The sequence below is a fragment of the Oceanicoccus sp. KOV_DT_Chl genome (assembly GCF_900120175.1).
Taxonomy (GTDB): Bacteria; Pseudomonadota; Gammaproteobacteria; order Pseudomonadales; family Dasaniaceae; genus Oceanicoccus.
In genome coordinates this window covers 2,072,290-2,096,229 of sequence record NZ_FQLF01000002.1, presented here as the reverse complement: position 1 = coordinate 2,096,229, position 23,940 = coordinate 2,072,290, and the positions used below count along the sequence as shown (strand labels likewise).

The 23,940-nt window shown below is 46.5% G+C and carries 27 protein-coding genes, 1 tRNA gene and 2 pseudogenes; 13 read left to right on the top strand and 17 right to left on the bottom strand.

Annotation, left to right across the window (positions count from 1 at the left end; translation table 11 throughout):
* Position 1: 1 nt before the first annotated feature.
* The 8 genes and pseudogenes from UNITIG_RS13670 to UNITIG_RS13635 form a co-directional block, all read right to left on the bottom strand.
* Positions 2–1,551 (bottom strand): annotated as a pseudogene (locus UNITIG_RS13670) (GspE/PulE family protein).
* Between the two features lie 238 nt (positions 1,552–1,789).
* Positions 1,790–2,869 (bottom strand): lipopolysaccharide assembly protein LapB, encoded by a 1,080-nt coding sequence (locus UNITIG_RS13665; RefSeq protein ID WP_101758879.1) that lies wholly within the window; start codon positions 2,867–2,869, stop codon positions 1,790–1,792.
* Positions 2,866–3,774, bottom strand: coding sequence for an ExeA family protein (locus UNITIG_RS13660; protein ID WP_101758878.1), 909 nt, complete (start codon positions 3,772–3,774; stop codon positions 2,866–2,868). Before UNITIG_RS13660 ends, UNITIG_RS13665 begins: the two co-directional genes overlap by 4 nt.
* A 34-nt stretch (positions 3,775–3,808) precedes the next feature.
* Positions 3,809–5,509, bottom strand: a complete 1,701-nt coding sequence (mshL, locus tag UNITIG_RS13655; protein WP_101758877.1) for a pilus (MSHA type) biogenesis protein MshL — start codon at positions 5,507–5,509, stop codon at positions 3,809–3,811.
* Positions 5,509–5,826: a hypothetical protein gene (locus UNITIG_RS13650; RefSeq protein ID WP_101758876.1), complete on the bottom strand. Its 318-nt coding sequence runs from the start codon at positions 5,824–5,826 to the stop codon at positions 5,509–5,511. The genes mshL and UNITIG_RS13650 overlap by 1 nt, the downstream gene beginning before the upstream one ends.
* The gene (locus tag UNITIG_RS13645) at positions 5,819–6,532 is read right to left on the bottom strand and encodes a hypothetical protein (protein WP_101758875.1); all 714 of its coding nucleotides are present in this window, start codon (positions 6,530–6,532) and stop codon (positions 5,819–5,821) included. Before UNITIG_RS13645 ends, UNITIG_RS13650 begins: the two co-directional genes overlap by 8 nt.
* A 5-nt stretch (positions 6,533–6,537) precedes the next feature.
* Positions 6,538–7,149, bottom strand: a complete 612-nt coding sequence (locus UNITIG_RS13640; RefSeq protein ID WP_101758874.1) for a hypothetical protein — start codon at positions 7,147–7,149, stop codon at positions 6,538–6,540.
* Positions 7,136–8,077, bottom strand: coding sequence for a hypothetical protein (locus UNITIG_RS13635; RefSeq protein WP_101758873.1), 942 nt, complete (start codon positions 8,075–8,077; stop codon positions 7,136–7,138). Before UNITIG_RS13635 ends, UNITIG_RS13640 begins: the two co-directional genes overlap by 14 nt.
* Before the next feature lie 253 nt (positions 8,078–8,330).
* Between UNITIG_RS13635 and trmL the strand changes: the two genes are divergently transcribed.
* Positions 8,331–8,795 carry a tRNA (uridine(34)/cytosine(34)/5-carboxymethylaminomethyluridine(34)-2'-O)-methyltransferase TrmL gene (gene trmL / locus UNITIG_RS13630; protein ID WP_101758872.1) on the top strand — a complete coding sequence of 155 codons (465 nt, stop codon included), beginning with the start codon at positions 8,331–8,333 and terminating at the stop codon, positions 8,793–8,795.
* A gap of 49 nt (positions 8,796–8,844) precedes the next feature.
* Here trmL and secB read toward each other — a convergent pair whose 3' ends face one another.
* From secB to UNITIG_RS24385, 3 genes are all read right to left on the bottom strand, one after another.
* Positions 8,845–9,327 carry a protein-export chaperone SecB gene (gene secB, locus UNITIG_RS13625; protein WP_101758871.1) on the bottom strand — a complete coding sequence of 161 codons (483 nt, stop codon included), beginning with the start codon at positions 9,325–9,327 and terminating at the stop codon, positions 8,845–8,847.
* 31 nt (positions 9,328–9,358) lie between these two features.
* On the bottom strand, positions 9,359–9,613 hold the full coding sequence (gene grxC / locus UNITIG_RS13620) for a glutaredoxin 3 (RefSeq protein WP_101758870.1): 255 nt from the start codon (positions 9,611–9,613) through the stop codon (positions 9,359–9,361).
* A gap of 64 nt (positions 9,614–9,677) precedes the next feature.
* Positions 9,678–9,929, bottom strand: a complete 252-nt coding sequence (locus UNITIG_RS24385) for a rhodanese-like domain-containing protein (protein ID WP_235015390.1) — start codon at positions 9,927–9,929, stop codon at positions 9,678–9,680.
* 357 nt (positions 9,930–10,286) lie between these two features.
* Here UNITIG_RS24385 and gpmM point away from each other — a divergent pair, with 357 nt between their 5' ends.
* The 5 genes from gpmM (at position 10,287) to UNITIG_RS13590 (ending at position 15,773) form a co-directional block, all read left to right on the top strand.
* Positions 10,287–11,843: a 2,3-bisphosphoglycerate-independent phosphoglycerate mutase gene (gene gpmM, locus UNITIG_RS13610; protein ID WP_101758869.1), complete on the top strand. Its 1,557-nt coding sequence runs from the start codon at positions 10,287–10,289 to the stop codon at positions 11,841–11,843.
* A gap of 54 nt (positions 11,844–11,897) precedes the next feature.
* Positions 11,898–13,070, top strand: coding sequence for a murein hydrolase activator EnvC (locus UNITIG_RS13605; protein WP_101759286.1), 1,173 nt, complete (start codon positions 11,898–11,900; stop codon positions 13,068–13,070).
* A gap of 134 nt (positions 13,071–13,204) precedes the next feature.
* Positions 13,205–14,569, top strand: a complete 1,365-nt coding sequence (locus UNITIG_RS13600) for a S41 family peptidase (RefSeq protein ID WP_101758868.1) — start codon at positions 13,205–13,207, stop codon at positions 14,567–14,569.
* Between the two features lie 89 nt (positions 14,570–14,658).
* Positions 14,659–15,381: a divergent polysaccharide deacetylase family protein gene (locus UNITIG_RS13595; RefSeq protein WP_101758867.1), complete on the top strand. Its 723-nt coding sequence runs from the start codon at positions 14,659–14,661 to the stop codon at positions 15,379–15,381.
* A gap of 170 nt (positions 15,382–15,551) precedes the next feature.
* Positions 15,552–15,773 (top strand): DUF6316 family protein, encoded by a 222-nt coding sequence (locus UNITIG_RS13590; RefSeq protein WP_235015389.1) that lies wholly within the window; start codon positions 15,552–15,554, stop codon positions 15,771–15,773.
* 75 nt (positions 15,774–15,848) lie between these two features.
* Here UNITIG_RS13590 and hisF read toward each other — a convergent pair whose 3' ends face one another.
* From hisF to UNITIG_RS13565, 5 genes are all read right to left on the bottom strand, one after another.
* Positions 15,849–16,622 (bottom strand): imidazole glycerol phosphate synthase subunit HisF, encoded by a 774-nt coding sequence (hisF, locus tag UNITIG_RS13585; protein WP_101758865.1) that lies wholly within the window; start codon positions 16,620–16,622, stop codon positions 15,849–15,851.
* Positions 16,623–16,663: 41 nt separating this feature from the next.
* On the bottom strand, positions 16,664–17,404 hold the full coding sequence (gene hisA / locus UNITIG_RS13580; protein ID WP_101758864.1) for a 1-(5-phosphoribosyl)-5-[(5-phosphoribosylamino)methylideneamino]imidazole-4-carboxamide isomerase: 741 nt from the start codon (positions 17,402–17,404) through the stop codon (positions 16,664–16,666).
* Positions 17,405–17,462: 58 nt separating this feature from the next.
* The gene (hisH, locus tag UNITIG_RS13575; protein WP_101758863.1) at positions 17,463–18,125 is read right to left on the bottom strand and encodes an imidazole glycerol phosphate synthase subunit HisH; all 663 of its coding nucleotides are present in this window, start codon (positions 18,123–18,125) and stop codon (positions 17,463–17,465) included.
* A gap of 61 nt (positions 18,126–18,186) precedes the next feature.
* Positions 18,187–18,780 carry an imidazoleglycerol-phosphate dehydratase HisB gene (hisB, locus tag UNITIG_RS13570; protein WP_101758862.1) on the bottom strand — a complete coding sequence of 198 codons (594 nt, stop codon included), beginning with the start codon at positions 18,778–18,780 and terminating at the stop codon, positions 18,187–18,189.
* Between the two features lie 33 nt (positions 18,781–18,813).
* Positions 18,814–19,008, bottom strand: a complete 195-nt coding sequence (locus UNITIG_RS13565; RefSeq protein ID WP_101758861.1) for a hypothetical protein — start codon at positions 19,006–19,008, stop codon at positions 18,814–18,816.
* On the opposite strand from UNITIG_RS13565, the gene mutY reads away from it, so the two are divergent.
* From mutY to UNITIG_RS13535, 7 genes and pseudogenes are all read left to right on the top strand, one after another.
* On the top strand, positions 19,007–20,065 hold the full coding sequence (mutY, locus tag UNITIG_RS13560) for an A/G-specific adenine glycosylase (protein WP_101758860.1): 1,059 nt from the start codon (positions 19,007–19,009) through the stop codon (positions 20,063–20,065). The genes UNITIG_RS13565 and mutY overlap by 2 nt on opposite strands.
* 48 nt (positions 20,066–20,113) lie before the next feature.
* Positions 20,114–20,388 (top strand): annotated as a pseudogene (locus UNITIG_RS13555) (oxidative damage protection protein).
* 104 nt (positions 20,389–20,492) lie between these two features.
* Positions 20,493–20,568 (top strand) — tRNA-Phe (locus UNITIG_RS13550).
* Positions 20,569–21,124: 556 nt separating this feature from the next.
* Positions 21,125–21,283 carry a hypothetical protein gene (locus UNITIG_RS23115; protein WP_159931159.1) on the top strand — a complete coding sequence of 53 codons (159 nt, stop codon included), beginning with the start codon at positions 21,125–21,127 and terminating at the stop codon, positions 21,281–21,283.
* Between the two features lie 300 nt (positions 21,284–21,583).
* Positions 21,584–22,705: a protein adenylyltransferase Fic gene (gene fic / locus UNITIG_RS13545; protein ID WP_101758859.1), complete on the top strand. Its 1,122-nt coding sequence runs from the start codon at positions 21,584–21,586 to the stop codon at positions 22,703–22,705.
* A 348-nt stretch (positions 22,706–23,053) separates the two neighbouring features.
* Entirely contained in the window at positions 23,054–23,257 is a 204-nt protein-coding gene (locus tag UNITIG_RS13540; protein WP_101758858.1) for a hypothetical protein, read from the top strand.
* A 135-nt stretch (positions 23,258–23,392) separates the two neighbouring features.
* Positions 23,393–23,641, top strand: coding sequence for a hypothetical protein (locus UNITIG_RS13535; protein WP_101758857.1), 249 nt, complete (start codon positions 23,393–23,395; stop codon positions 23,639–23,641).
* 41 nt (positions 23,642–23,682) lie between these two features.
* Here the strand turns inward: UNITIG_RS13535 and UNITIG_RS13530 are convergent, their stop codons facing one another.
* Positions 23,683–23,925 carry a hypothetical protein gene (locus tag UNITIG_RS13530; RefSeq protein ID WP_101758856.1) on the bottom strand — a complete coding sequence of 81 codons (243 nt, stop codon included), beginning with the start codon at positions 23,923–23,925 and terminating at the stop codon, positions 23,683–23,685.
* Positions 23,926–23,940 lie beyond the last annotated feature (15 nt).

Here is a 23,940-nt window from a genome sequence, read left to right as displayed (position 1 = left end):
CTTATGCGCCTTCCACTGCCAAAGTTTGCAATGATTCTTCCGCCAACTGCTCAGATACGCGAAACACTTCTTCCAATGTAGTCACACCTTTAGCCGCATAATCCAGCGAGCACTGACTTAGCGTTCTAAAACCTTTCTGTTGCTTGGCAGCTCGACCAAACGCTAATGGATCTGCCGATCGCAATGCATCAGCCAAATTACTGTCAATCTCCAAATATTCGAATACACCAATACGCCCTCGATAACCGGTGTTATTACAGTGTGAACAACCACGACCGTGAGAAAATTTCATCGCTGTAGTATCAGCATCGGTACTGATTGCTTTTAACCAGATATTTTCTTGCTGGTCAGGCTGATAATCCGCTTTACAGCTATTGCAAATACGCCGTACCAAACGCTGCGCCACCACGCCACGCAATGCACTGGCAACCAGATAACCTTCCAGACCAACATCGATCAAGCGCATCGCACTGGTAATAGCATCATTGGTGTGCAAAGTAGAAAGAACCAAGTGACCGGTTAGTGAAGCACGAACAGCAATTTCTGCTGTTTCCTGATCACGAATTTCACCCACCAGCAAAATATCAGGATCTTGTCGCAATGCTGAGCGCAGCACGGCCCCAAAATCAAAGCCAATATTTTCCTGCACCTGCACTTGAGTAATCCGCGGCAGGGTATACTCCACCGGGTCTTCTACAGTAATAATTTTTTCTCAGGGTTATTTAATTCACTTAACGCCCCGTAAAGGGTAGTAGTCTTACCACTACCGGTTGGCCCAGTGACTAAAACCAAACCGTGAGGCCGCTGAATTTGCAAACGGAACCGCTGCAGGATTTCTAAAGGCATACCGACATTATCAAGATCGGCAATACCCTGAGACTGATCCAATAATCGCATAACGACCGACTCGCCATACTGAGCGGGCAAGGTCGATATACGAACATCAATAGGACGATTTTTAATTGTGATATGAAAACGACCATCCTGCGGCAGGCGTTTTTCTGAAATATTCAGGCCCGACATCAACTTTAAGCGCAGCACGACCGCAGAGGCAATTCGTTTTTCGTTCATCACCTGTTCTTGCAGAACACCATCGACTCGCTGCCGGATACGCAACACCTTTTCATCAGGTTCAATGTGAATATCTGATGCATGTACTTGCACCGCATCCTCAAAAATGGATTGCAATAATTTCACTACCGGCGCATCTTCAGCACCGGTCGCTTTTAATAAATCAATTTCTACTGACTGGTCACCGAGCTCATCACTTAGCTCTTCCGCCAGTGAAGCAATCTCGCTAGTGCGCCGATAAAGCATGTCCAGCGATTCAAGTAGCTCTACTTCCCGCACCACGGCTAACTGCAGTGGTTGCTGCAAAATACGCGATAGCTCATCAAAACCAAAAATATCCGTCGGATCAGCCATGCCGACAACGAGATGATCATTCTCTTCCGTTAAGACCACCGCACGAAAACGTCGGGCATAACTCTCCGGTAAACGCTTGGTGATCTCAGGCTTAAAATCATAATTATTTAAATGAATAAATGGCACTTCTAATTGCTGCGACAACAAACTCAGCAATTGATCTTCTTCAACCAAGCCCAGATCAATAACCGCACGCCCCAACTTTTTACCAGAGGTTTTTTGTGACGCCAAAGCTTCACCTAACTGCTCTTCCGTCAGCAGCTGATTTTGCACCAGCAAATCACCAATCCGAATTTTTTTCCTATCCTGTGCGGCCACAATTAAAACCCTATCATTCTGTTGCTATTTATCATTGCAACGTCACTTATAATTTTTTCTGCGCATAATTACGTAGCGCCGGCGTAATATTTTTACTTAGAAGAGCTTGCCGATAAGCATCTCTAGCAGCACTGGACTGCTGCTGCATCTCCAATGCAATTGCCATCCCAACCCACCAATCACCACGCTGTGAATCAAACCCTAACAGACCACGGTAGACCTCGGCTGACAATTGATACTGCTTATTTTGACGAGCAGTTATACCCAATAACTCATAGTAATCTTGATGTTCCGACAGTACCGGCTGTTCAGACATTAATAATGCCACAGCTTTATCTGTTTGCTTTTGTTGTAACGCGAGCCGCGCATCCAGCATTATTAAACGTATATTCTGTGGATAAAAACCCCGCAAGCTTGTTAATAGGTTTTGTGCTTGTTGCCACTGCTGCTGACTAATCCACAAACTCACTAACAACTCACCGGAGTGAGGTGCTTGTGCATATTGTGATAGAAAATCTTGCAGTAGTAATTCTGCTTCGGTAAAACGCTGCTGGCGCAATAGCATTTCAGCACGCTGGTATTGTTCTCGATCACGCTGATCCAGAGTTAAGGGTTTCTGCGTTTTAATCGGGGCAGCTACCACATCATTTACATGAATTTTCTGTACGGACTTAGGGCTCTTTCGCTCAGTTGGCAAAGATATCTCTGCGGGGATAGTATTTTTCTTAACGGCTGGTGGCTCAGCTTTTGTTACTGACTTCTTAGCCTGGGTTGCTGTTGCAGAGCCATTAACCACTTTAACAGACTTATCATTCACCTCAGCGTCAATAGCTACTGCATCCAAAACTTGTTGATCACCTGCTGCCAGGGTTTCAACTACTCTGGATTCCGACCGAACTAATGATAATTTATCAATGACAGTCATGCTGGTTTTACTTTGATAACTCCAGACGCCATAAGCAATTACGATAAAAATTAATATCACTACACAGGCAATGAGTGGTAACTGCCATCTATTTTCACCGTGTATTTTATGACCGCTCATCCAATCCAGTGATACCTCATTACCTCGCTGACCGGAGCGACGATCATCAAGATCATTTAGCATATCGTTAATCAAACTCATAACGATGTCTCCGGCAGCACAAATACAATGACACACACCACTAGCAATACCGCCATCGACAGACCCAAGCCCCAATCTGATAAAGCACTAGGGGCGTGTACGCCATCGGTGTCTTTGGTTGCTGATAACACATGATTTTTTTCTATTTGCTGGGCTCCTTTACCAAACGCAGCCATCATCGATTTATGCGATAAAATATTAACCAACCTGGGTACGCCCCTACTGACTTTAAACAATAACTTTATCGCCGATTCACTAAATAAGCGTTCGCCGTTATAACCGGCAACTGCCACCCGGTGACCGATATAGTTACGCACACCCTCTAAATCAAGCTCAGGTAATCGATAGGAAAAACTAATTCGTTGGCGCAGTTGCCTTAAATTTTCGTGATCTAATAAACGATCCAGTTCAGGTTGACCGAATAAAACAATGTGCACCAACTTGGTGGTTTCTGTTTCAAGATTGGATATTAAGCGCAATGCTTCCAACGACTTGCTTGGCATAGCCTGCGCTTCATCAATAACCAATACGACTTTTTTTCCCTGCCCCACCAAATCGATCAAGCGTTCATTGATACCTTGTTGATACTCATGAATACCATCCCGAGACTTCACTACCACATTCAATTCCTGGGCGATGGAACGATATAGTGCAGTAGGGTTTAGGAAAGGGTTGGGGATATAGACTGTGTAATAATTGTCGCCAAGGGTATTAAGCAGTTTACGGCAAAGCATAGTCTTGCCTGTTCCTACCTCCCCGGTCACTTTAATAAAACCTTCGTCGTTTGCCAGCGCCACTTGCAACATATTAAAGGCTTCACGATAACCGCGCGCATTAAGAAAATACGCCGTGTTAGGTGTCAAACCAAAAGGCGACTCATTAAGACCAAAATGGTCGTTATACATAACTAAAAACTCGCATGCCAATCGCCTTTAGCACTTAGTCTTTACCTGCCGTAGAACTATCTTCTTTGTTATTTTTTTCGTTCCGATAAGAGCGATCTAATATATCTCTAAATTCATTAACCCGCTGCAAGGAGTTGTTGGTTATATCAGGTAATCCATCCGGCCCCATAATAATTGGGCGTAACAATATAACTAATTCACTCTTAACTGATACATTGCGCTGCTGACTAAACAAATGACCAATCATCGGCATATTGCCTAACATGGGTGTGCCTGAATTATTATCTACCGATTTAGTCTGCATCAATCCACCCAGCACAACAACTTGACCACTGCGCGCATACACTACGCTATCGGTCTCTCTGATCGTACTCAACGCTAACGGCAACTCCACTAATTGGTCACCTAAAGTAATTAACTTTTTTTGATCTTCCACTTCACTGATAGCGGGATGAATATGCAATATAATTTCATCGTTTGCGCTAATTTGCGGCAACACGTCCAGCGCTATGCCGGAGAAAAATGGCGTCAGCTCAACTTCTGGTGTGTTAGTTGTACTACCGGTTCCAGTCGTCGTCGTATTGGAAATCTCTGTGACAAAGAATTCATCCTGTCCGACTTTAATAACCGCTTTCTGATTATTCACTGTAGATATTCTCGGGCTGGATAAAACCTGTACACTACCTTGTGTTTCTAACATCTCTATCATGCCGGTAAAATCATCAGCCTGAAACACACCACTAAACACGCCGCCATTACCACTGGGATTTACTGGCGATGAACCTGCCAAACCAAAGGAGAAATTATTGCCATTAAGGTCACCAACAGCAGTCCAATCAATACCTGTCTGATAGCTATCACTTAATTGCACTTCCAAGATTTTAGCTTCCAATACAACCTGACGGCGCATAATTAGCTCGGCGCGCCTTAGAAAATCACGTGCAGTTTCAATTTCTTCTGACATTGCCCGCACTACAATAATACCTGCTTGCGGTGTCACGACTACGCTGCGACCATCTCCGCTACCAATCAGAATATCAAGGGTAGCCTGCAGCTCACCCCAAAAATCTGACGCTGTTTCTGTTTGTATCTGTGCACCCACACTCCCCGTACCCTTGCTCCCATTATTATTTCTATTTTGGTTAGAGCTACTATTGTTGCTATTACTATTACTACTACCATTTGAGCTAGTACCTGCACTCGTTACCTGCCCGTTCGTTACTTGGGTTTCAGACAGGCCTCGACGCTTCAGGCTCAAATAATCAATTTGAAATATTTCAGAGCGCAACCCACCAGGCAAAATTTGAAATAAGTTCCCCCGACGCTTATAGGGATAGCCATACACTTCTTTCACTACATCCATTACTTGATCGACTGTTACATTCTGCAACTCTAAACTAATTTTGCCCTCTACATTCGGGTGCACCACCATGTTGTAACCAGTACCTTTTACCAGTCCCATAAAAAAATCACGGGCATCAATACCTTCAACAGCAATGTCAAAGACCTCTTCAGCTGGTTCGCCAATAATTACCGATGGTAGCAACGCCGGCATTAGCGCATCGTTAATATCAGCTGTCGGCAAGTTCTGCTCTTGGCTCGTCTGTTGCAACGCCTCCAGCTCTTTTTGAATTTCATCAATACCGGTATTATCTCTAGTATCTCTTGGCGTCCAGGCACAGGACGCTAAAAACAACACGGCCAGAGAACATGAAATTAGTCGTTGATAACGCATTATTTTACCTGCCTAATGGATGAGCGCTTGAGAGTTAAAGTGAGCTCTTTAGCATCATCTGCTAATCGCACACTGTCTCTACCAATATAAAGAATTTTTTTACCGTCGATGCTGTCACCTTCAGCCAAGACCTGACCACTTATCGTCGCCACTTTTCTTGTATCACTGTATAAAATACTTTCTAAGGTTAATCGCTTTGGACTACTGGACTGGACGAAGCTTGCAGGCATGGTTGGATCATCAAATGCCAACACGGCGCCAGGCATGATGTACGTTAGTGATGAAACCAACAAAAAATGTATTGATAGTCTAAACACCTATCCACTCCTCAGCCATACTCACGGTATGCACTTCCAAAGTGATAATTGCGTTAGGATAAGACTCTACCTTATAGCTTAAATTATCCCAGTGAAAGCGCCAGGGCAATTGCGACAATCGCTCGAAATAGCGTATAGCATCCTTATAATTTCCGCTTAACTGCAGCACAAAACTATGATTGTATAGCGCTTGCTGGTTAGTTTTTGTTGCGCCCACAGCGTTGTCTTGCTGAGAATTTTTCTCGCCTACTGGTTGATTTAATACTGCTACAACAGGTTTATTCTCCAAACTTAATAATTTTAAACTTTTGCTTTCTGTTAATAGCTGCTCCAACACCTCCGGCATCAGCTTTGGCGGAATCATCGCCACTACCGACTCTTGAATTTGTGCATTGAGCTTGTTGATTTCTATCTGTAACTGATCACGTTGTTTTATTTTATTACGGTCCACGCCAACTGCTAGCTGCGCCTCTAATATTTGCTGCTCTGAAGATTGCAATTGAATTTGTTGCTGAAAATTACGAATATCATTTTGTAGCTGTTTGCGATCCTTCATTACCGGATCCAATAGTAGAATTTGCAACCCCATGAAGACAACCACTACTGCGGTAGCAAATAGTAATATTCTCTCCCTCTGCGTAAGCGCATCGACCTTTTGCTGCCACTCAGTGAGCATCTGCCGCCAATCTTTAGTTGTTTCTACCATTTTTTTTACTCTGATCGCTCGGAGCTTTCTGTCAAAGCGCGTAATTCAAACTCCAATAAATGTTTTTGCTGCTTGGGCACTTTTAATCGGAATACTCTAAATTCATGTCCAGAAAACACGCTTTCATGAGCAAGTTTTTGGATATATCTTGGCACCAGCTCCGGCGCTTTTGTCTGCCCTAGCAAAGCCAACTGCCGACCACCATTGTGCAACTGAATCTCAGTGAACCACATGCCATCTATATGCTGCCGACCCAAACCTGACAAATGATCGGCAAAACCTTTTTCCAGCACCGCACTATTAGGATCAATATTGGCGAGTAATTCACGACGAAACTGAATATCACTTTGCAGCAATGCGATTTCACCATCCACTTTACTTTCACGCTCTAATTTGGCCTTTCGCGCCTGCAGCACAGTCAGAGTATCTGCAATCGATGCTTGTTGACGCTGCAATTGCTCGCGTTCATTTTGCAGCCCGTTACTCGAAACAGCTAGTGCAACATAACTCACTAACATCACCACCACCAACGCGGCTAACAACCACACTTGTTGGCGTGCCGATAACGCCGGCTCAACAGCCCGATCAAGCTGTGAATAAAAATTAAGATGCTGCACGAGTCGCCTCCTGCGCATTAAACGGGCCTAGCGCAGCACCCACTGCACTCACACAGCGGTTATCCAAACCGACCTCGGCTGTCAGTATTTCTAAACCTGACAAATCCAGTGCAGCTACATTCAAACCTAACTGCATCGACAAAAAATCGCCAATCGCAACAGTTTCATCCAAAGCCGGGGAATAAAATAAACGAGTAATAATACCTTTGCCCAATTGGCTCTCGTAATAATCCAGCGAGCGCTGCACCTCTAAAAACAAAGAATCAAAAAACCGCGTGTTATCACGCTCGGCATTGAAGCCATCCAAGCCAATATCAAGACGACGAGTCAAGTAAATTGCACCATTCTCTACCAAATTGATAAACCCTTCTCCCGCATGCAGCTGAAGTAAAGCGATGCCGCCGCCTTCACGAGGTAACCGGGATACGATATTGTGCAGCGCCAGCTCAGCTATCTCGACACAATCCACTATCAAATCGCTTTCTTCTACTGGCTGTACCAGACTTTGCAGTGCCGCCTTACGTAAAGCGGCGGCGTAAAGCATTTTTTGGCGACCACGGTAGGCATCTTCGGGCAACAAAAAGTATTCAATGGCGGCATCAGCAAGCGGAAAATCTAATAAGTCTTTCACTTTCCAGCGCACAGCCGCAGACATTTCATCACTAGCAACAGCCGGGCACTCGGCTAATAACAGTTGATAATAGACCGGGTGTAACACCAAACTACAGGGCATCTTCTGCCAACCTTGCTGTTCGATCACCTCGGCTAACAACTCTGCGGTTTCACCTAACTGGTCAATGAACTGGCAGAACACTACTGCGCCGTAAGAATTGACTGCAGCAATCCCTATGCCGTCAGGCCCAAATGACAGGCCAACACGACCCGAACGTGTTTTGGATTGCTTAAACCAGGGAATGGATATAGCCATTGGCGCTTGCGCCCCTCCTCTACACCGGCCTAAATTAACCGGCTGATACTGCCGCTATGATTACTGCATCTGAAAAATTTTTGGACTCGCAACCCCAAGCTTAACTCCAGTTGCGCCAAAAACTTCATCTAATTATGAGAATGTTTTTGTAAGTATTTGCTTTTGTTAACAAATTATAGCTGCTTTTTTTAAGAGCGCTGGTCTATTTTAAAGATTAGAATAGAAAAATTCAGTATAGGAAATTAGCCAAATTATGCTTCATATTGTTCTCTACCAGCCCGAAATTCCGCCCAATACAGGCAACATTATTCGGCTTTGCGCCAATACCGGGTTTAAGCTCCATCTTATTGAGCCACTGGGGTTTGATATGAATGATAAGAAATTGCGTCGCGCCGGACTGGATTACTCTGAATGGGCAGCGGTTACAACCCATCCGTCATTGGAGCAGTTCATGGCTCAAGTGCAACCCAATAGGCTTTTCGCCTGCACGACCAAAAGCTCCAGAAGTTATACCCAGGCCGACTTTCAGCCCAATGATGCACTGCTGTTTGGCCCTGAAACTCGCGGCCTACCCGAACAAATACTGGATTCACTCCCAGCGGAACAACGGTTGCGACTACCCATGCAGCCCCAAAGCCGCAGTTTGAACTTATCTAACAGCGTCGCAATTTTTGTCTATGAGGCCTGGCGGCAATTAGATTTTATTGGCGGGAAATAACACGACTTACAGCCGCCCGAAAAACTCTCAGGCGGCCAAAGTAAAACGCTTAGTGAGCTTCTGCGTCTGCAGGTGTTGCTTGCTGAGCCGCCTGCTGCGCCACTTGCTGGCGATAAATAGCTTCAAAATTAACCGGCTGCAATGCTATCGCAGGGAAACCGCCCTTCACACTCATGCTATCAATCGCTTCCCGTACATACGGAAACAATAGATTAGGCGCTAAAATACTCAAGGCCTGACGTAATTGCTCACCTTCAATACCCTTAGCCAAAAACAGACCGGCCTGCTGTACTTCTATCAGCGCCGCTGTCTCCTCACCCAATTTGGCAGTAACCGTAAACGTCAAAACGGCTTCATAGGTATCTTCACCGACTTTATTGACGGCATTATTCATCTCAACGTTGATGTTAGGCTGCCACTGCTTGCCAAAAACTGCCGCACCCATGGGTGACTCAAACGATGAATCTTTTATATAAATACGCTGCACTGCAAATTGCTGTTGTGGCGCCTGTGCCTGTTCATTCTCAGCCATGTTTTATCCTCTATCTAAAGTTAAATCGTTGCTAGGCCAACAAACCATCAAGCTTGCCGGACCGCTCCAAAGCCCATAAATCATCGCACCCCCCTACATGGGTGCCGCCAATCCATATCTGTGGCACCGTATGCCGACCACTTTTATCCATCATCTCAGTGCGCAACTGGGAATTACCATCCACTGAGATTTCCCGGTATTGCGCACCTTTTGCGTCCAATAAGCGCTTGGCCTGAACACAAAATGGGCAAAATTGGGTGGTATATAAAAAAATATCTGCTGCCATGATAAATCGTTTTCCAAACCTGAATACACCGTCGCCCGGAACAGCTACGGTTAATATTTATGTGCTACTTAGTCACCAGCGGCAACTGCTGACTAGACCACTCCATCATGCCGCCATTGAGACGAAATACGTGCTCAAATCCTGCTGCTTTTAATTGTTTACCGGCAGCGCCTGAATGTTGACCAATTTTGCACACCAACACTACAGGCTGGGATTTTTTTGCCTCCAGCTCATTGATACGATCAGCTAACTTGGCATGAGGAATATGCAGTGCATCAACAATATGCCCTTGATCAAATTCCTTGCTATCACGCAAATCAACTACGATAGCCTGCTCCCGATTGACTTTATTAATGAGCTCTTGAGTTGATAGCGTAGGCCCCCCTTTGCTGACTCATGTCGAAATAATAAAGTAACACACACGATCAAGGCCGTAGCCAGTATCCACTGGTCGGACAAAAACTGGAGAAATAGCTCCATTGGTAACAACAACCTCTTAAGCAAATGCGCCCCAACAATGGGCGCCCAAAAATGTGGCGGCAAGTATACACGGGGCCGACACAATTCTCACTGTGAATATCTCCACATGCATCGACTGAAATGGTAAACAAGGTCCGGAACCGCTAGAATTGCGCCTTTCAATTAACCTCCTCGAACCGATTAAAGCTGAACTATGGAAATCAACACCGCGAAAAAACCTGTTGTTTTATTAATCCTTGATGGCTGGGGCCACCGCGAAGCGCCTGAAGACAACGCTATCTTCCATGCCCACACCCCCACGTGGGATAAGCTATGGGCGCAAGCGCCAAAAACGTTGATTTCCAGCTCAGGCATGAATGTCGGCTTACCCGAAGGGCAGATGGGTAATTCCGAAGTCGGTCATATGAGCCTAGGTGCTGGCCGCATTGTCTATCAAAGTATCAGCCGCATCGACAAAGCTATTGCCGACGGCGACTTTTTTACCAACCCGGTTTACCTCGATGCTATCGACAAGGCCATAGCCAATAATAAAGCCGTACATTTGTTTGGTCTGCTGTCTGCCGGCGGTGTCCACTGCCATGAAAATCATATCTACGCGATGGTAAAAATGGCTGCCGAACGCGGCGCCAGGCAGGTTTATGTTCACGCCTTCCTCGACGGCCGCGACACCCCACCTCGTAGCGCCCAACATTCTTTGGAAACACTTAGCCGACAATTTACTGAACTCGGCTGTGGACGTATTGCCTCGCTGGTTGGTCGCTATTACGCCATGGACCGGGACAATCGCTGGGATCGCGTACAAATAGCCTATGACATGCTGACTGCTGGCAAAGCGGAATACCATGCTGACAATGCCGTCGATGGCCTCGCTGCAGCCTATCAGCGCGATGAAAACGATGAGTTTGTCAGCCCCACTATTATCCAAGCAGGCGGCCAAACGGCGGCGACCATTGCTGATGGTGACTCCGTTATTTTTATGAACTTTCGCGCCGACCGCGCTCGGGAAATTACCCGCGCCTTTGTAGATAAAAGCTTCGATGGTTTTCAGCGCAGCGTTACTCCCAAGCTCGCCAGCTTTGTCTGCACAACGGAATATGCCGGCAATATTGATGCTCCTTGCGCATTCCCTCCCGAAAGCCTCAGCAATAGTTTTGGTGAATTAATGGCGCAGATGGGTAAAACCCAACTGCGCATCGCCGAAACTGAAAAATATGCGCACGTAACCTTTTTCTTTAGTGGCGGCCGCGAGGAGCTTTACCAGGGCGAAGACCGTGAATTAATACCTTCGCCCGATGTCGCCACTTATGATTTACAACCGGAAATGAGTGCGCCATTAGTCACAGAAAAACTGGTCGCCGCGATTAAAAGCGGCAAGTACGACACTATTATCTGCAACTACGCCAACGGTGACATGGTCGGCCACACCGGTATTTTTGCCGCTGCGGTTAAAGCTGCTGAAGCTATCGATAACAGTGTTCGCCAGGTAACGGAAGCGGTATTGGAAGTGGGCGGCGACTGCCTGATAACAGCTGATCATGGCAATTGTGAACAGATGCTGGATTATGATTCTGGTCAGGCCCACACCCAGCATACAACCGAACTAGTTCCCTTTATTTATGTAGGTGATAAACAAGTTGATATGCAAGCTAGTGGTGGCAAACTGGCCGATGTTGCGCCCACCATGCTGGCCTTGATGCAATTGCAACAACCGGTAGAAATGACCGGGCAATCTTTATTAACGATAAAATAAGCTACACTGTTTTTATTATTTAGATCGCCCTGCAACAGCCGTATGGTCAGCCCAATGAGCAAGTCATTATTCACACATCAATTCCGCCTTGGAATATTGTTCATTGGCTTGCTCCTGTTGGCAGTCAACACCACCCATGCTCAAACCGACAAAGAAAACCAAACCCGCCAGCAAATAAAACTGTTAGATGGCAAAATGAAGCAGCTGCGCGCCATGCTTAGCGGCTTTAAGAGCGAACGATCAGATCTGCAAACTTCACTGCAAAAAGCTGAGGTGGATATTGGCAAAGTGCAAAAAAATATCCGCAACATTCAACAGCAACTGCAACAAGAGCAAAACGAACTGGCAAAACTCCAGCAAAAACGCAAATCACTGAATAGCGCGAAAGCTGAACAGCAAAAATTTATCGGTCAGCAAATAGTCGCGGCCTACCAAGTGGGCCAACAGAAGAAAATCAAAGTTCTGCTGAATCAAGAACAGCCTGACAAAATCAGCCGCGCCCTGACTTACTACAACTATTTTAATCAGGCGCGCTCGGAGCAAATTGATAATTACATCGGCATTATCAGTGAAATTAATACTATTGAGCCGCGGATTATTGAAAAAACCAACAGCCTGAATCAGGCCAAGAACCAGCTAAGCTCTGCCCATACGGCTTTGCTAACAAGTAAAAAAGAACGAGAAAATAATCTCGCTAAAATTAATTCTGCGATCAAAAATAATGACCAGCGACTGAGTCAAATGAATAAGGATCGCAGCGAGCTGGAAAAACTATTAGCCGCAGTGGAACAAACTCTGGCCAATATCAGTATTCCCAGTGAGTACCAACCGTTTCATAGCTTAAAAGGTCGCTTGCCTTGGCCCGTTGCCGGAAAACCCAGCAACCGTTTTGGCCGCCTACGCAATGGCACCAATCTGCAGTGGCAGGGCATATCTATCCCTGGTAATGAAGGCAGCATTGTCAAAGCGATTCACCATGGCCGGGTCGTGTTTGCGGATTGGCTCAGGGGCTCAGGTTTACTGGTGATTATCGATCACGGCGATGGCTATATGAGTTTATATGCACACAACCAAAGCCTGCTAAAAGAGACCGGCGACTGGGTGAACCCCGGTGATGTCATTGCCACTGTCGGTAATAGTGGCGGTCAACGGCAAGCAGGACTCTATTTTGAAATCCGCCATCAAGGCAAACCCACCAACCCGGCGCTGTGGTGCAAACGTGGCTAAGTGCTATCTTTCGGCTAAATCTCGTAACTAGCGCAACTTTTACCCCTAACACCACCTCTGAAAGCAGGGTACAATCGAAAAATTACGTTCACCTAGTGACACCTAATTAGCAAGGGAGCCGTCAGGCACACGCAATGACTTTATCGATCAAACAACTCTTATTGCCTATCACTTTAGGCTTGATTTTAGGCAGCTCCAGCCTGCTTAGTGTTGCCCAGCAATCTGACGATGCGGAAGAAACCGAAAATCAACAAGAAATGGGGCGCCTACCGTTAGACGAATTGCGCACCTTTGCTGATGTGTTCAACCATATTCGTATCAGCTATGTAGAAGAAATTGACGACAAAACCCTGCTTGAGAATGCTATTCGCGGCATGCTCACAGGTCTGGACCCTCACTCCACCTATCTCGACGCCAAATCTTTTGATGATCTACAAGTCAGCACTTCTGGCGAATTCGGCGGCCTTGGCCTGGAAGTCGGGATGGAGAATGGCTTTGTTAAAGTTATTTCTCCCATCGACGGCACCCCCGCAGAAAAAGCGGGCATTGAGAGTGGTGACTTAATCATTCAACTGGATGATAAACCCGTTAAGGGGTTGTCGCTGAACGATGCCGTTAATCTGATGCGCGGTAAAAAAGGCAGTGATATCGAGCTAACCATCATTCGCGAAGGGGTCAACCAACCCTTCGATGTCACTATTACCCGCGACACCATTAAGGTCGTTAGTGTGCGCAGCAAAACGCTGGAAGCAGGCTTTGGCTACATCCGTATTGCACAGTTTCAAAGCAAAACCGGTGAAGAGTTCCGCACCGCCTTAGCCAAACTTCAGAACAAAAACAGTACCATGAAAGGTCTGGTATTAGACCTGCGCAACAACCCTGGTGGTATCTTGCAAGCTTCTGTTGAAGTAGCAGACAGCTTACTGGAGGAAGGCCTGATCGTTTATACCGAGGGTCGCTTGAATGATGCGCATTCGGAATATTCAGCCACACCCAATGATATGTCTAAAGGTATTCCCGTGGTGGTATTGATCAATGGTGGTTCAGCTTCAGCGTCAGAAATCGTAGCTGGCGCCCTGCAGGATCATCGCCGTGCGGTAATCATGGGCACCGATAGCTTTGGAAAAGGCTCAGTACAAACGGTAGTGCCGCTATCAGAGAAACACGCTATCAAATTAACTACCGCCCGCTATTTCACCCCTAATGGCCGATCTATTCAAGCGCAGGGCATCATTCCAGACATTATTATTGAGCGCGCCAAAGTAGAAACCATTAAATCCCGTGGCCGCATTACCGAAGCCGATCTGCAAGGCCATTTAAGCAATGGCGATGGTGACGAAAGTAACAGCAAAAGCAGAGAGGAAAACATCAAGCCTTCGCTTTTCAACACTGACAATCAGCTATACGAAGCCCTGACGCTGCTAAAAGGCCTACATATACTTAGCCACAATAAAACGCAGGTGATGAATCCAGTAACAGCAAAACCTGAAACACTCTAACTAACAGTATTGTCATTGTGGGCCTAACTATTCACCTTAGCTCCAAACTGCGAGCTATATACCTAAGTACTTGCCGGCAATTACCCGCGATGATGATCGTGGTAATTGCTTTTATGGCCAGCCATCCGGCTGCTAGCCTTGAAACTCAACCCAGCACCGCACGAATAGTAATAATCATTGATGATATGGGTAACAGTCTGGAGCTGGGGCAGCGCGCTATCGCTCTACCAGGCCCTATCAATTACGCTTTTCTTCCTTACAGTAAATATGCTGCAACCCTTGCCGACCATGCACATCAGCAGCAAAAAGAGATATTGCTTCATTTGCCTATGAGCAATCTCAATAGCTACGCCACAGGCCCGGGAACACTGACAGCGGCGATGCAGCAACAACAATTTCTACTAACGCTGCAACAAGATCTCGCCTCTATCCCCCATATCCGCGGGGTGAATAACCACATGGGAAGCTTATTGACCCAATTACAACAACCCATGGACTGGTTGATGCAAGAACTGAAGGAGCAACAGCTCTATTTTCTCGATAGCCGCACCACGCCGCGTACGGTGGCAGAATCCCGCGCCAAAGCTCATAATATTCCCCACTTGCGCCGGGATGTCTTTCTAGACAATGATCGCCGAGGCGCCGCCATTGCTGAACAGTTTTCCCGCCTAATCAAGCTAGCCAAGCTCCAGGGCCAAGCGGTAGCTATTGGCCACCCTTACCCGGAAACCTTAAGCTTCCTGGAAAAAGCCTTACCTAAACTCCAGCAGCAGCAAGTGCAATTAGTGCACGCATCTGAAATCGTTAGATAGCCTCGCCACAACCAACAAAAAGGCCTTAAGCCCAATTTTAATAACTCTTTTAGCGATAAAGCTCTACTTCATATAAGAAGAATGTAATAAAACCCTTCCAAAAAAACAAAATAACGCTAAACTGTATAAAACCAAGAAGAGCCTAAAGGCCATAGAGACAGATGAATAGCATGACGATCAATAGAGACGGGGAAGCAGGTGGCACACCTATGCGCTCCGACCGTTTTTTTGCCGCGCAAGGCGAATGGTTTTTCTCTACCAGAGAAGGGTCACCCATTGGTCCCTTTGAAGATAAAGATGATGCGCGCAACGGCTTAAAAGATTTTATCGAATTTATGTCTTTGGCTGAGCCCAAGACTTTATCGCGGCTCTATGCAGCACTGACTGATTAAACAAACCTTCCAATAAAAAAGCCTGCACATTGCAGGCTTTTTTATTGCATTATAATCAACACCATAATTGATTAATTACACCCTCACTTCTATTCCTTGCTCCGCCATATAACGTTTTGCCTCAGGGACAGTAAATTCGCCGAAGTGAAAAATACTTGCTGCCAATACTGCGTCGGCACCACCTTCAACAACGCCATCCACCAAATGTTGTAAATTACCGACTCCGCCAGAAGCTATCACCGGAATGGGTACAGCATCACTAATCGCTCGCGTTAGTGCCAAATCAAAACCTTTTTTTGTGCCATCGCCATCCATACTGGTTAGCAGTATTTCACCCGCACCGTACGCTGCCATTTTTACCGCCCACTCTACGGCATTAATACCGGTTGGTTTGCGGCCACCGTGAGTGAAAATTTCCCACCGATTATTTTCGCCTGCTGCACTGACTTTTTTGGCATCTATCGCCACCACAATACACTGCGCGCCAAATCGTTCTGATGCCGCACGCACAAAATCCGGGTTAGTGATTGCAGCCGAATTAATACCCACTTTATCAGCCCCCGCATTCAACATAGTTCTAATATCTTCAACGGTCCGAATACCACCACCCACGGTTAACGGAATAAAAACTTCCGCCGCAATTTTTTCTACCATATGCACAGTAGTATCACGACCTTCATGAGTTGCGGTGATATCTAAAAAAGTTATCTCATCCGCCCCCTGTTCATTGTAACGCTTGGCAACTTCAACCGGGTCGCCAGCATCGCGAATATCAACAAAGTTAATACCTTTTACCACGCGTCCACTCTCGACATCGAGACAGGGTATGATTCGTTTGGCTAAGCCCATACAATTTTTCTCTTCAAATATTCTATGCCACCAAGCTCAGTTTAACTGTTAGACGCCTGATCACAATAACGTTGCGCCTCGGCAACATCGAGCGTACCTTCATATATTGCGCGACCAGTAATAGCACCGAGAATGCCTTCCGAGGCCATCGCCTGCAGCGCTTTAATATCTTCCATATTGGTAATGCCACCCGAGGCGATAACCGGAATTGAAGAGGCCTGCGCCATGGCAACTGTTTGCTCTACATTAACACCCTGCATCATCCCGTCGCGGGCAATGTCGGTATAAACGATTGACTCAACACCATCCTGCTCAAATCGCTTCGCCAATTCTGTAGCTTTAATATCTGACACCTCCGCCCAACCATCCGTTGCCACCAAACCCTCTTTAGCATCAAGACCAACAATTATATGACCGGGAAACGCCTTACACGCTGCCGTTACAAATGATGGTTCTTTTACTGCTTTAGTACCAATAATTAAATACTGCACACCCGCCGTAATATAATGCTCAATAGTGTCTAAATTTCGAATGCCGCCGCCAATTTGAATAGGCAGGTCTGGATAAGCGCGAGCAATTGCCGTGACCGCATCACCGTTAATTGGCTTGCCATCAAACGCGCCATTCAAATCCACCAGATGCAAACGACGAGTCCCCGCTGCCACCCAGCGTGCCGCCATTTGTACCGGGTCGTCACCGTAGACGGTTGAATCATCCATGACGCCCTGCTTTAACCGTACACAAGCACCATCTTTTAAATCAATTGCGGGAATTATTAACATAATTTTTTAACCATTAATCTGTTTAATTGTGAAACACGCAAAGCACTTACAAAGTAAATCAGCTCTGGCCGTCCCACTGCATAAAGTTGCCAAGTAAGGTCAGACCAGCCGTACTACTTTTTTCCGGGTGACACTGCACGGCAAAAACATTGTCGTGATAAAGCGCGGCGTGAATTTTTTTACCGTAGTCGGCAGTGCCTGCCACCAATGCGGGGTTTTCAGTATGAACATAAAAGCTATGTACAAAATAAAAACGGCTATCTTGTTCGATACCTGCCCATAAAGGGTGCTCAATAGTTTGATGCAATTGATTCCAACCCATATGCGGTACTTTTAATTTATTGCCACTGACATCAGTTAGCGGGTTTCCAAAAAATTTAACCTCACCGGGAAACATGCCCAAACAATCCACACCACCGTTTTCTTCACTGCGATTCATAAGCGCCTGCATACCTACACAAATCGCCAGCAGTGGTTTGGACTTGGCCACTTCGGCGACAACCTGATCCACTTCCGCGCGCAAAATTTCCGCCATACAATCGCGAATAGCGCCAACACCAGGGAAAATCACCCTATCGGCTTTCATTATTGTGGAGGCATCACCGGTCACCACCACTTCGATATTTTTATCAAGACGGTTGGCGACATGTTCCAGCGCGCTGGCAACGGAATGCAAATTTCCCATGCCATAATCAATCACAGCAACGGTGCTTTTGCTCATAAGAAAATCTCAAGTACAATCAGAAATAACCGGCGCTTGCTGACAAACGCCGGTGTTAGTTTTACAGGCTACCTTTGGTAGACGGCATTATTCCAGCCATGCGCTCGTCCGCAGTTAACGCCATTCGCAATGCGCGGCCAAATGCCTTGAATACGGTCTCAGCCTGATGGTGAGTATTTTTGCCACGCAAATTATCGACATGCAACGTCACTTTGGCGTGATTGATAAAGCCCTGAAAAAACTCAATAAACAAATCGACATCAAAGCCACCCACCGTCCCACGGGTAAACGGCACATGCCACTCAAGACCAGGGCGACCGGAAAAATCAATCACTACCCGTGACAGCGCCTCATCCAGCGGAACATAAGCGTGCCCATATCGCGCCATCCCTTTTTTATCACCAACCGCCTGATTAAAAGCCTGTCCCAACGTAATACCAATATCTTCCACCGTGTGGTGGGCATCGATATGCAAATCACCCTTGGCAGTTATATTCATATCAATCAACCCATGGCGGGCAATTTGATCCATCATGTGGTCAAGGAAGGGAACGCCGGTATCGAACTTAGCCACGCCCGTGCCATCGAGGTTAATCGACACAGTAATTTGTGTTTCCAGGGTATCGCGGCTAATGGTAGCTTTACGCTCCGCCATGCTATTTCTCCAAAGGCTTTCAAAGGTAAACAATCAGCGCCGCAGCTTTCGCGCAGCAAATTGGGTATTATAGGAAAAGCGCCGACGCATTACATCTATTGATAGCGCTTCAACCCCATAAGCAGCGATAAAAATACTGACAATGCCCGTTATTTTCGACATTCGACCCAAACAGCAGCGCCACGCCCACAACGCGTCAAAGAAAACCTCCCACTTGGCCGCCCCCATGACTGATCAGCGCCTCGCTATCGACCTCAGTCAACGCGCACTGCAATGGTTTGATCACTCGGGCCGCAAAGACCTGCCCTGGCAAAAAGACATCAACCCCTACCGCGTATGGGTGTCTGAAATCATGCTGCAACAAACCCAGGTGACCACAGTCATCCCTTATTTTCAGCGATTTATGCAGGAGCTTCCCACTGTGCAAGACCTTGCTGCTGCCGAGGAAGATCGGGTGCTGCACCTTTGGACCGGCTTAGGTTATTACTCTCGCGCTCGAAATTTACATAAAACGGCAAAGACTGTCTGTGAACAGCTCAACGGGCAGTTTCCTAACACCGTCGATCAGCTGTGCGACCTACCGGGCATCGGTCGCTCCACTGCCGGCGCTATTGTCTCTATTGCCTTCCAGCTACCAGCCACCATTCTCGACGGCAATGTCAAACGGGTATTAGCACGCTTTCACGCCGTAGCAGGCTGGCCGGGTAAAGGCGAAGTCATGAACCGCCTATGGCAAATCGCAGAAGCCCACGCCCCTCAAACCCGTGTTGCCGATTACAGTCAAGTGATGATGGATTTAGGTGCAACACTTTGCACCCGCAGCAAGCCTGCATGCGGTATATGCCCGCTAAAGCAAGATTGCCTAGCCCGAATACAAGGCAATCCGCAAGACTACCCGGGTAAAAAGCCTAAAAAAATTCTGCCCGTCAAAACCGCTCAGATACTAATTATTAAAAACCCCGCAGGTGAATTACTGTTAGAGAAACGGCCTCCCAGTGGTATTTGGGGGGGGTTATGGGTATTTCCGCAACTGGATAGTGAGGCCGACCCCAGCGACTATTGCCAGCAACATTTCGGTAAAACTGCCGTCAAAATTGAGCGCTGGCCACACTTTCGGCACACCTTTAGCCACTACCATTTCGATATGACCCCAATCATCATCCAACTGCAAAAGACACCGTCTATAGCCATGGAAGCCAATCAACGGCTCTGGTATAACAGACAACAACCGGTAGAGATCGGCTTGGCAGCACCCATTAAAAAATTGCTAGCCAAACTCGACTAAGCCTTAAATAAACTTCTATACCTTAATAAACTCGCCACTGGAATTCCCATGTCACGTACTGTTTTCTGCAAAAAATACCAACAAGAGCTGGAAGGCTTAACCGCGCCGCCCTACCCGGCCCCAAAGGACAGGCGATCTACGACACTATCTCCAAGCAAGCCTGGGGGGAGTGGCAAGCCCACCAAACCATGCTCATCAACGAGCGTCAACTCAATATGATGGACCCAGAAGCCCGCCAGTTCTTACAACAGGAAATGGATAAATTTATGGCCGGCGAAGATTACGCCAAAGCCGAAGGCTATGTTCCCGATACCGATAAATAAGCCTATGACTACGGCTTGACTAAGCGCCGATGAAGCTGTTTAATACGCGCCTCTTGTGACTTGGGTCGTTGATTATTTTTTATCCACTCTACACAAGGCTGTTTGCCCGGTTAGCTCAGTCGGTAGAGCAGGGGATTGAAAATCCCCGTGTCCGTGGTTCGATTCCGCGACCGGGCACCATTATTCTTAAGTAAACCCGCATTTGGCAACGACTGCGGGTTTTCTTTTGCCCGACGAAATCATCGAACCACTGTGGTTAGATTCATTCACCACATCCATGTGGTTCACCCTGCGGGCAACCTGCGGTTGTGTTAAACGGCTCCTGCCGTTTAATCCGCGACCGGGCACCATTATTCTTAAGTAAACCCGCATTTGGCAACGACTGCGGGTTTTCTTTTGCACGACGAAATCATCGAACCACTGTGGTTAGATTCATTCACCACATCCATGTGGTTCACCCTGCGGGCAACCTGCGGTTGTGTTAAACGGCTCCTGCCGTTTAATCCGCGACCGGGCACCATTATTCTTAAGTAAACCCGCATTTGGCAACGACTGCGGGTTTTCTTTTGCACGACGAAATCATCGAACCACTGTGGTTAGATTCATTCACCACATCCATGTGGTTCACCCTGCGGGCAACCTGCGGTTGTGTTAAACGGCTACTGCCGTTTAATCCGCGACCGGGCACCATTATTCTTAAGTAAACCCGCATTTGGCAACGACTGCGGGTTTTCTTTTGCCTGACGAAATCATCGAACCACTGTGGTTAGATTCATTCACCACATCCATGTGGTTCACCCTGCGGGCAACCTGCGGTTGTGTTAAACGGCTACTGCCGTTTAATCCGCGAGAGATCGTGGCGGATGCAACAAGCACCTATATGGCCGATAGCTAGCAGAAGCACCAGCCGACGAACAGAAAACTAGGTAACGACCCACTTTTAGCTTTTTATAGACACTACACAAACATCCTTAAGGTATTACAACAGCACCTAAATGACATACTGGAAGCTATTAACGGCGTGCTTTGGCAGCAAGTTTAGCTATGGCAGGCAATATACATACAGAAAATGACAGTTTGCAAACACAAGATATCTTCATGTTTAAATTAATACAAAAAATCGCCATATTTTATTGATATGACGATACAATCGACATACCCTCTCCATGTGTCGAAAAAAGAAGAGAATTTAAACATGCCATGGCAACCCGACCAGCCCTATAACGACATTCCTCATTTGCCGCCCACCATAGAGCTTGAAACACCGGTGGTATTAAAAGCCTGTATTGAAGCCAGAGTGGCATTGGCCGAGCTCAAGCAAGCAGGAGAATTACTGCCAAATCAGGGGCTGCTCATCAACATGCTACCCCTGCTTGAGGCGAAAGACAGTTCTGAAATTGAGAACATCCTAACGACCAGTGATCGCCTGTTTCAATACTCAGATAGCGGCACCTCAGCCGATCCAGCCACCAAAGAGGCATTGCGCTACCGCACAGCACTCTACGAAGGCTTCCTGGGTATTCGTGAACGGCCGCTGTGCGCCAATACCGCCATTGCCATTTGCTCGCAAATTAAAGATGCCCAGATGGATGTGCGCAAAGTACCGGGCACTGTGATCGCTAATCAAACAAGCAAAGAAATTATCTATACCCCACCAGTAGGGGCAGCGCACATTCGCGACTTACTGAGTAACTGGGAGACATTTCTGCATGCGCAAGACGATTTGGACCCATTGGTAAAAATGGCCGTATCGCATTATCAATTTGAAGCAATACACCCCTTTACCGACGGCAATGGGCGCACAGGGCGAATTCTCAATGTGTTGTACCTCATTGAACAGCAACTGCTCACGCTGCCCATTTTGTATTTAAGCCGCTACATTTTGCAGAAAAAAGCCGATTATTACCGCCTACTCAACAAAGTGACCAGCGATGCCGACTGGCAAAGCTGGATACTGTACCTGTTAGATGCTGTTACCCAAATGTCGCGCTGGACCACGCAAAAAATCAAGCAGGTGCGCTACCTGAACGAACATACCAGCCAACATATTCAGCAAAGCCTGCCCAAAATATACAGCCATGAATTAGTACAACTTATTTTCGAACTGCCTTATTGCCGTATTCAAAATCTGGTAGAGCGTAATATTGCCAAGCGCCAAACGGCCTCCAGCTACTTAAAACAACTGGTCGATATTGGCGTGCTCGAAGAGCTGGCATCGGGCAAAGAAAAACTCTTTGTTCATCCACAGCTGATGAGCTTATTCACCTATGAAAATTACCAAATCGTGCCCTACTTTGCTGAAAAAACCCCTGAATAAAATCTCTAAGGCCCAGTTACCCCAATATTAATTATTAACGCGCCACTCAGCAGATTGACGGTACTTATATAAAGCCAACTGAATCACCCCCCTTAGAATACAAGGCTGAATCAAACGTTGGGGAGACACGACCAGCACCATTATTCTTAAGTAAACCCGCATTTGGCAACGACTGCGGGTTTTCTTTTGCCCGACGAAATCATCGAATCACCGTGGTTAGATTCATCCACAGCCCTTTCCGTTAATCCTTATTAATACCAAAAATAGCGGTTAATTTCTCACAGTCATTATGACGCACCGATGCTAGTTTACATAACAGACTAATCGTTGTAAGGAAGGATACCCAGAATGATTACCGCAGATGAGCTCAATAATTATCAGAATAGTCTTTTTGAAGACCGGCGTCATGGCAGCATTTCAGCAGAAAAACTGAATCACCCCTGCCGACGTCGAACATTTGGTCAAACCGATACCGCTCCCTGGTGGCTGAAAGTGGATTACGTTTCTCAACACCTGAAGGCTGTACCTCGGGCCGATAAAAACAGCGAATAGTAATAAAATCCTGCTGTTGTTATTCATATTGATTTAGTCAACCGCCATATTTTTTAAAAAATTTCTGTTACTATACTGACCATGGCAGCGTGACCTGCGTAGTAATAAATACAATATGTTTATGGGATACTAGGAGTGGAAGAATCTAAACCCTCGATCTTTAGTGATCGCCGCGGCAAGAATAATCGCCGAAATCAAAATATTTCTATACCATCCGGGCTAGATCGGCGAGAAGAGCGCTGCGGCTGCCGTCGCAACCGCAGCTTTAATGCGATCCCTTGGTGGTTAAGTGTGGATTATGCGGAAGAATTAATTAGCGAAAAATTATTACCAGCAACCCCTGATACTGAGCTTAAACCTAAAGACCAGTTCAAGAAAAAATAGAGCCGACCCTGTATTGAATAGGTCAATTAGACCGAACGCTATTAGCGATTCAATTCATTAAAAAATATTTTTCGGCTATGAATCATTTCTTTATAGGTTTGTAGCATTGAAAAATCCACCGCCGCCGAACCCGCCTCCAGCACTTTCATTTGCTTTTCAAGTTCGACCAATTCTTCCAGAAGTTTTTCTTTTACAGGTTTGATATTTTGCAGACTTACACCGCCAGCAGTTTCATACCGAGATTGTGGCCGATTAAGATCCAGCGAACCGATTGCTTGCTTCATTTTAAATGCCCCTAC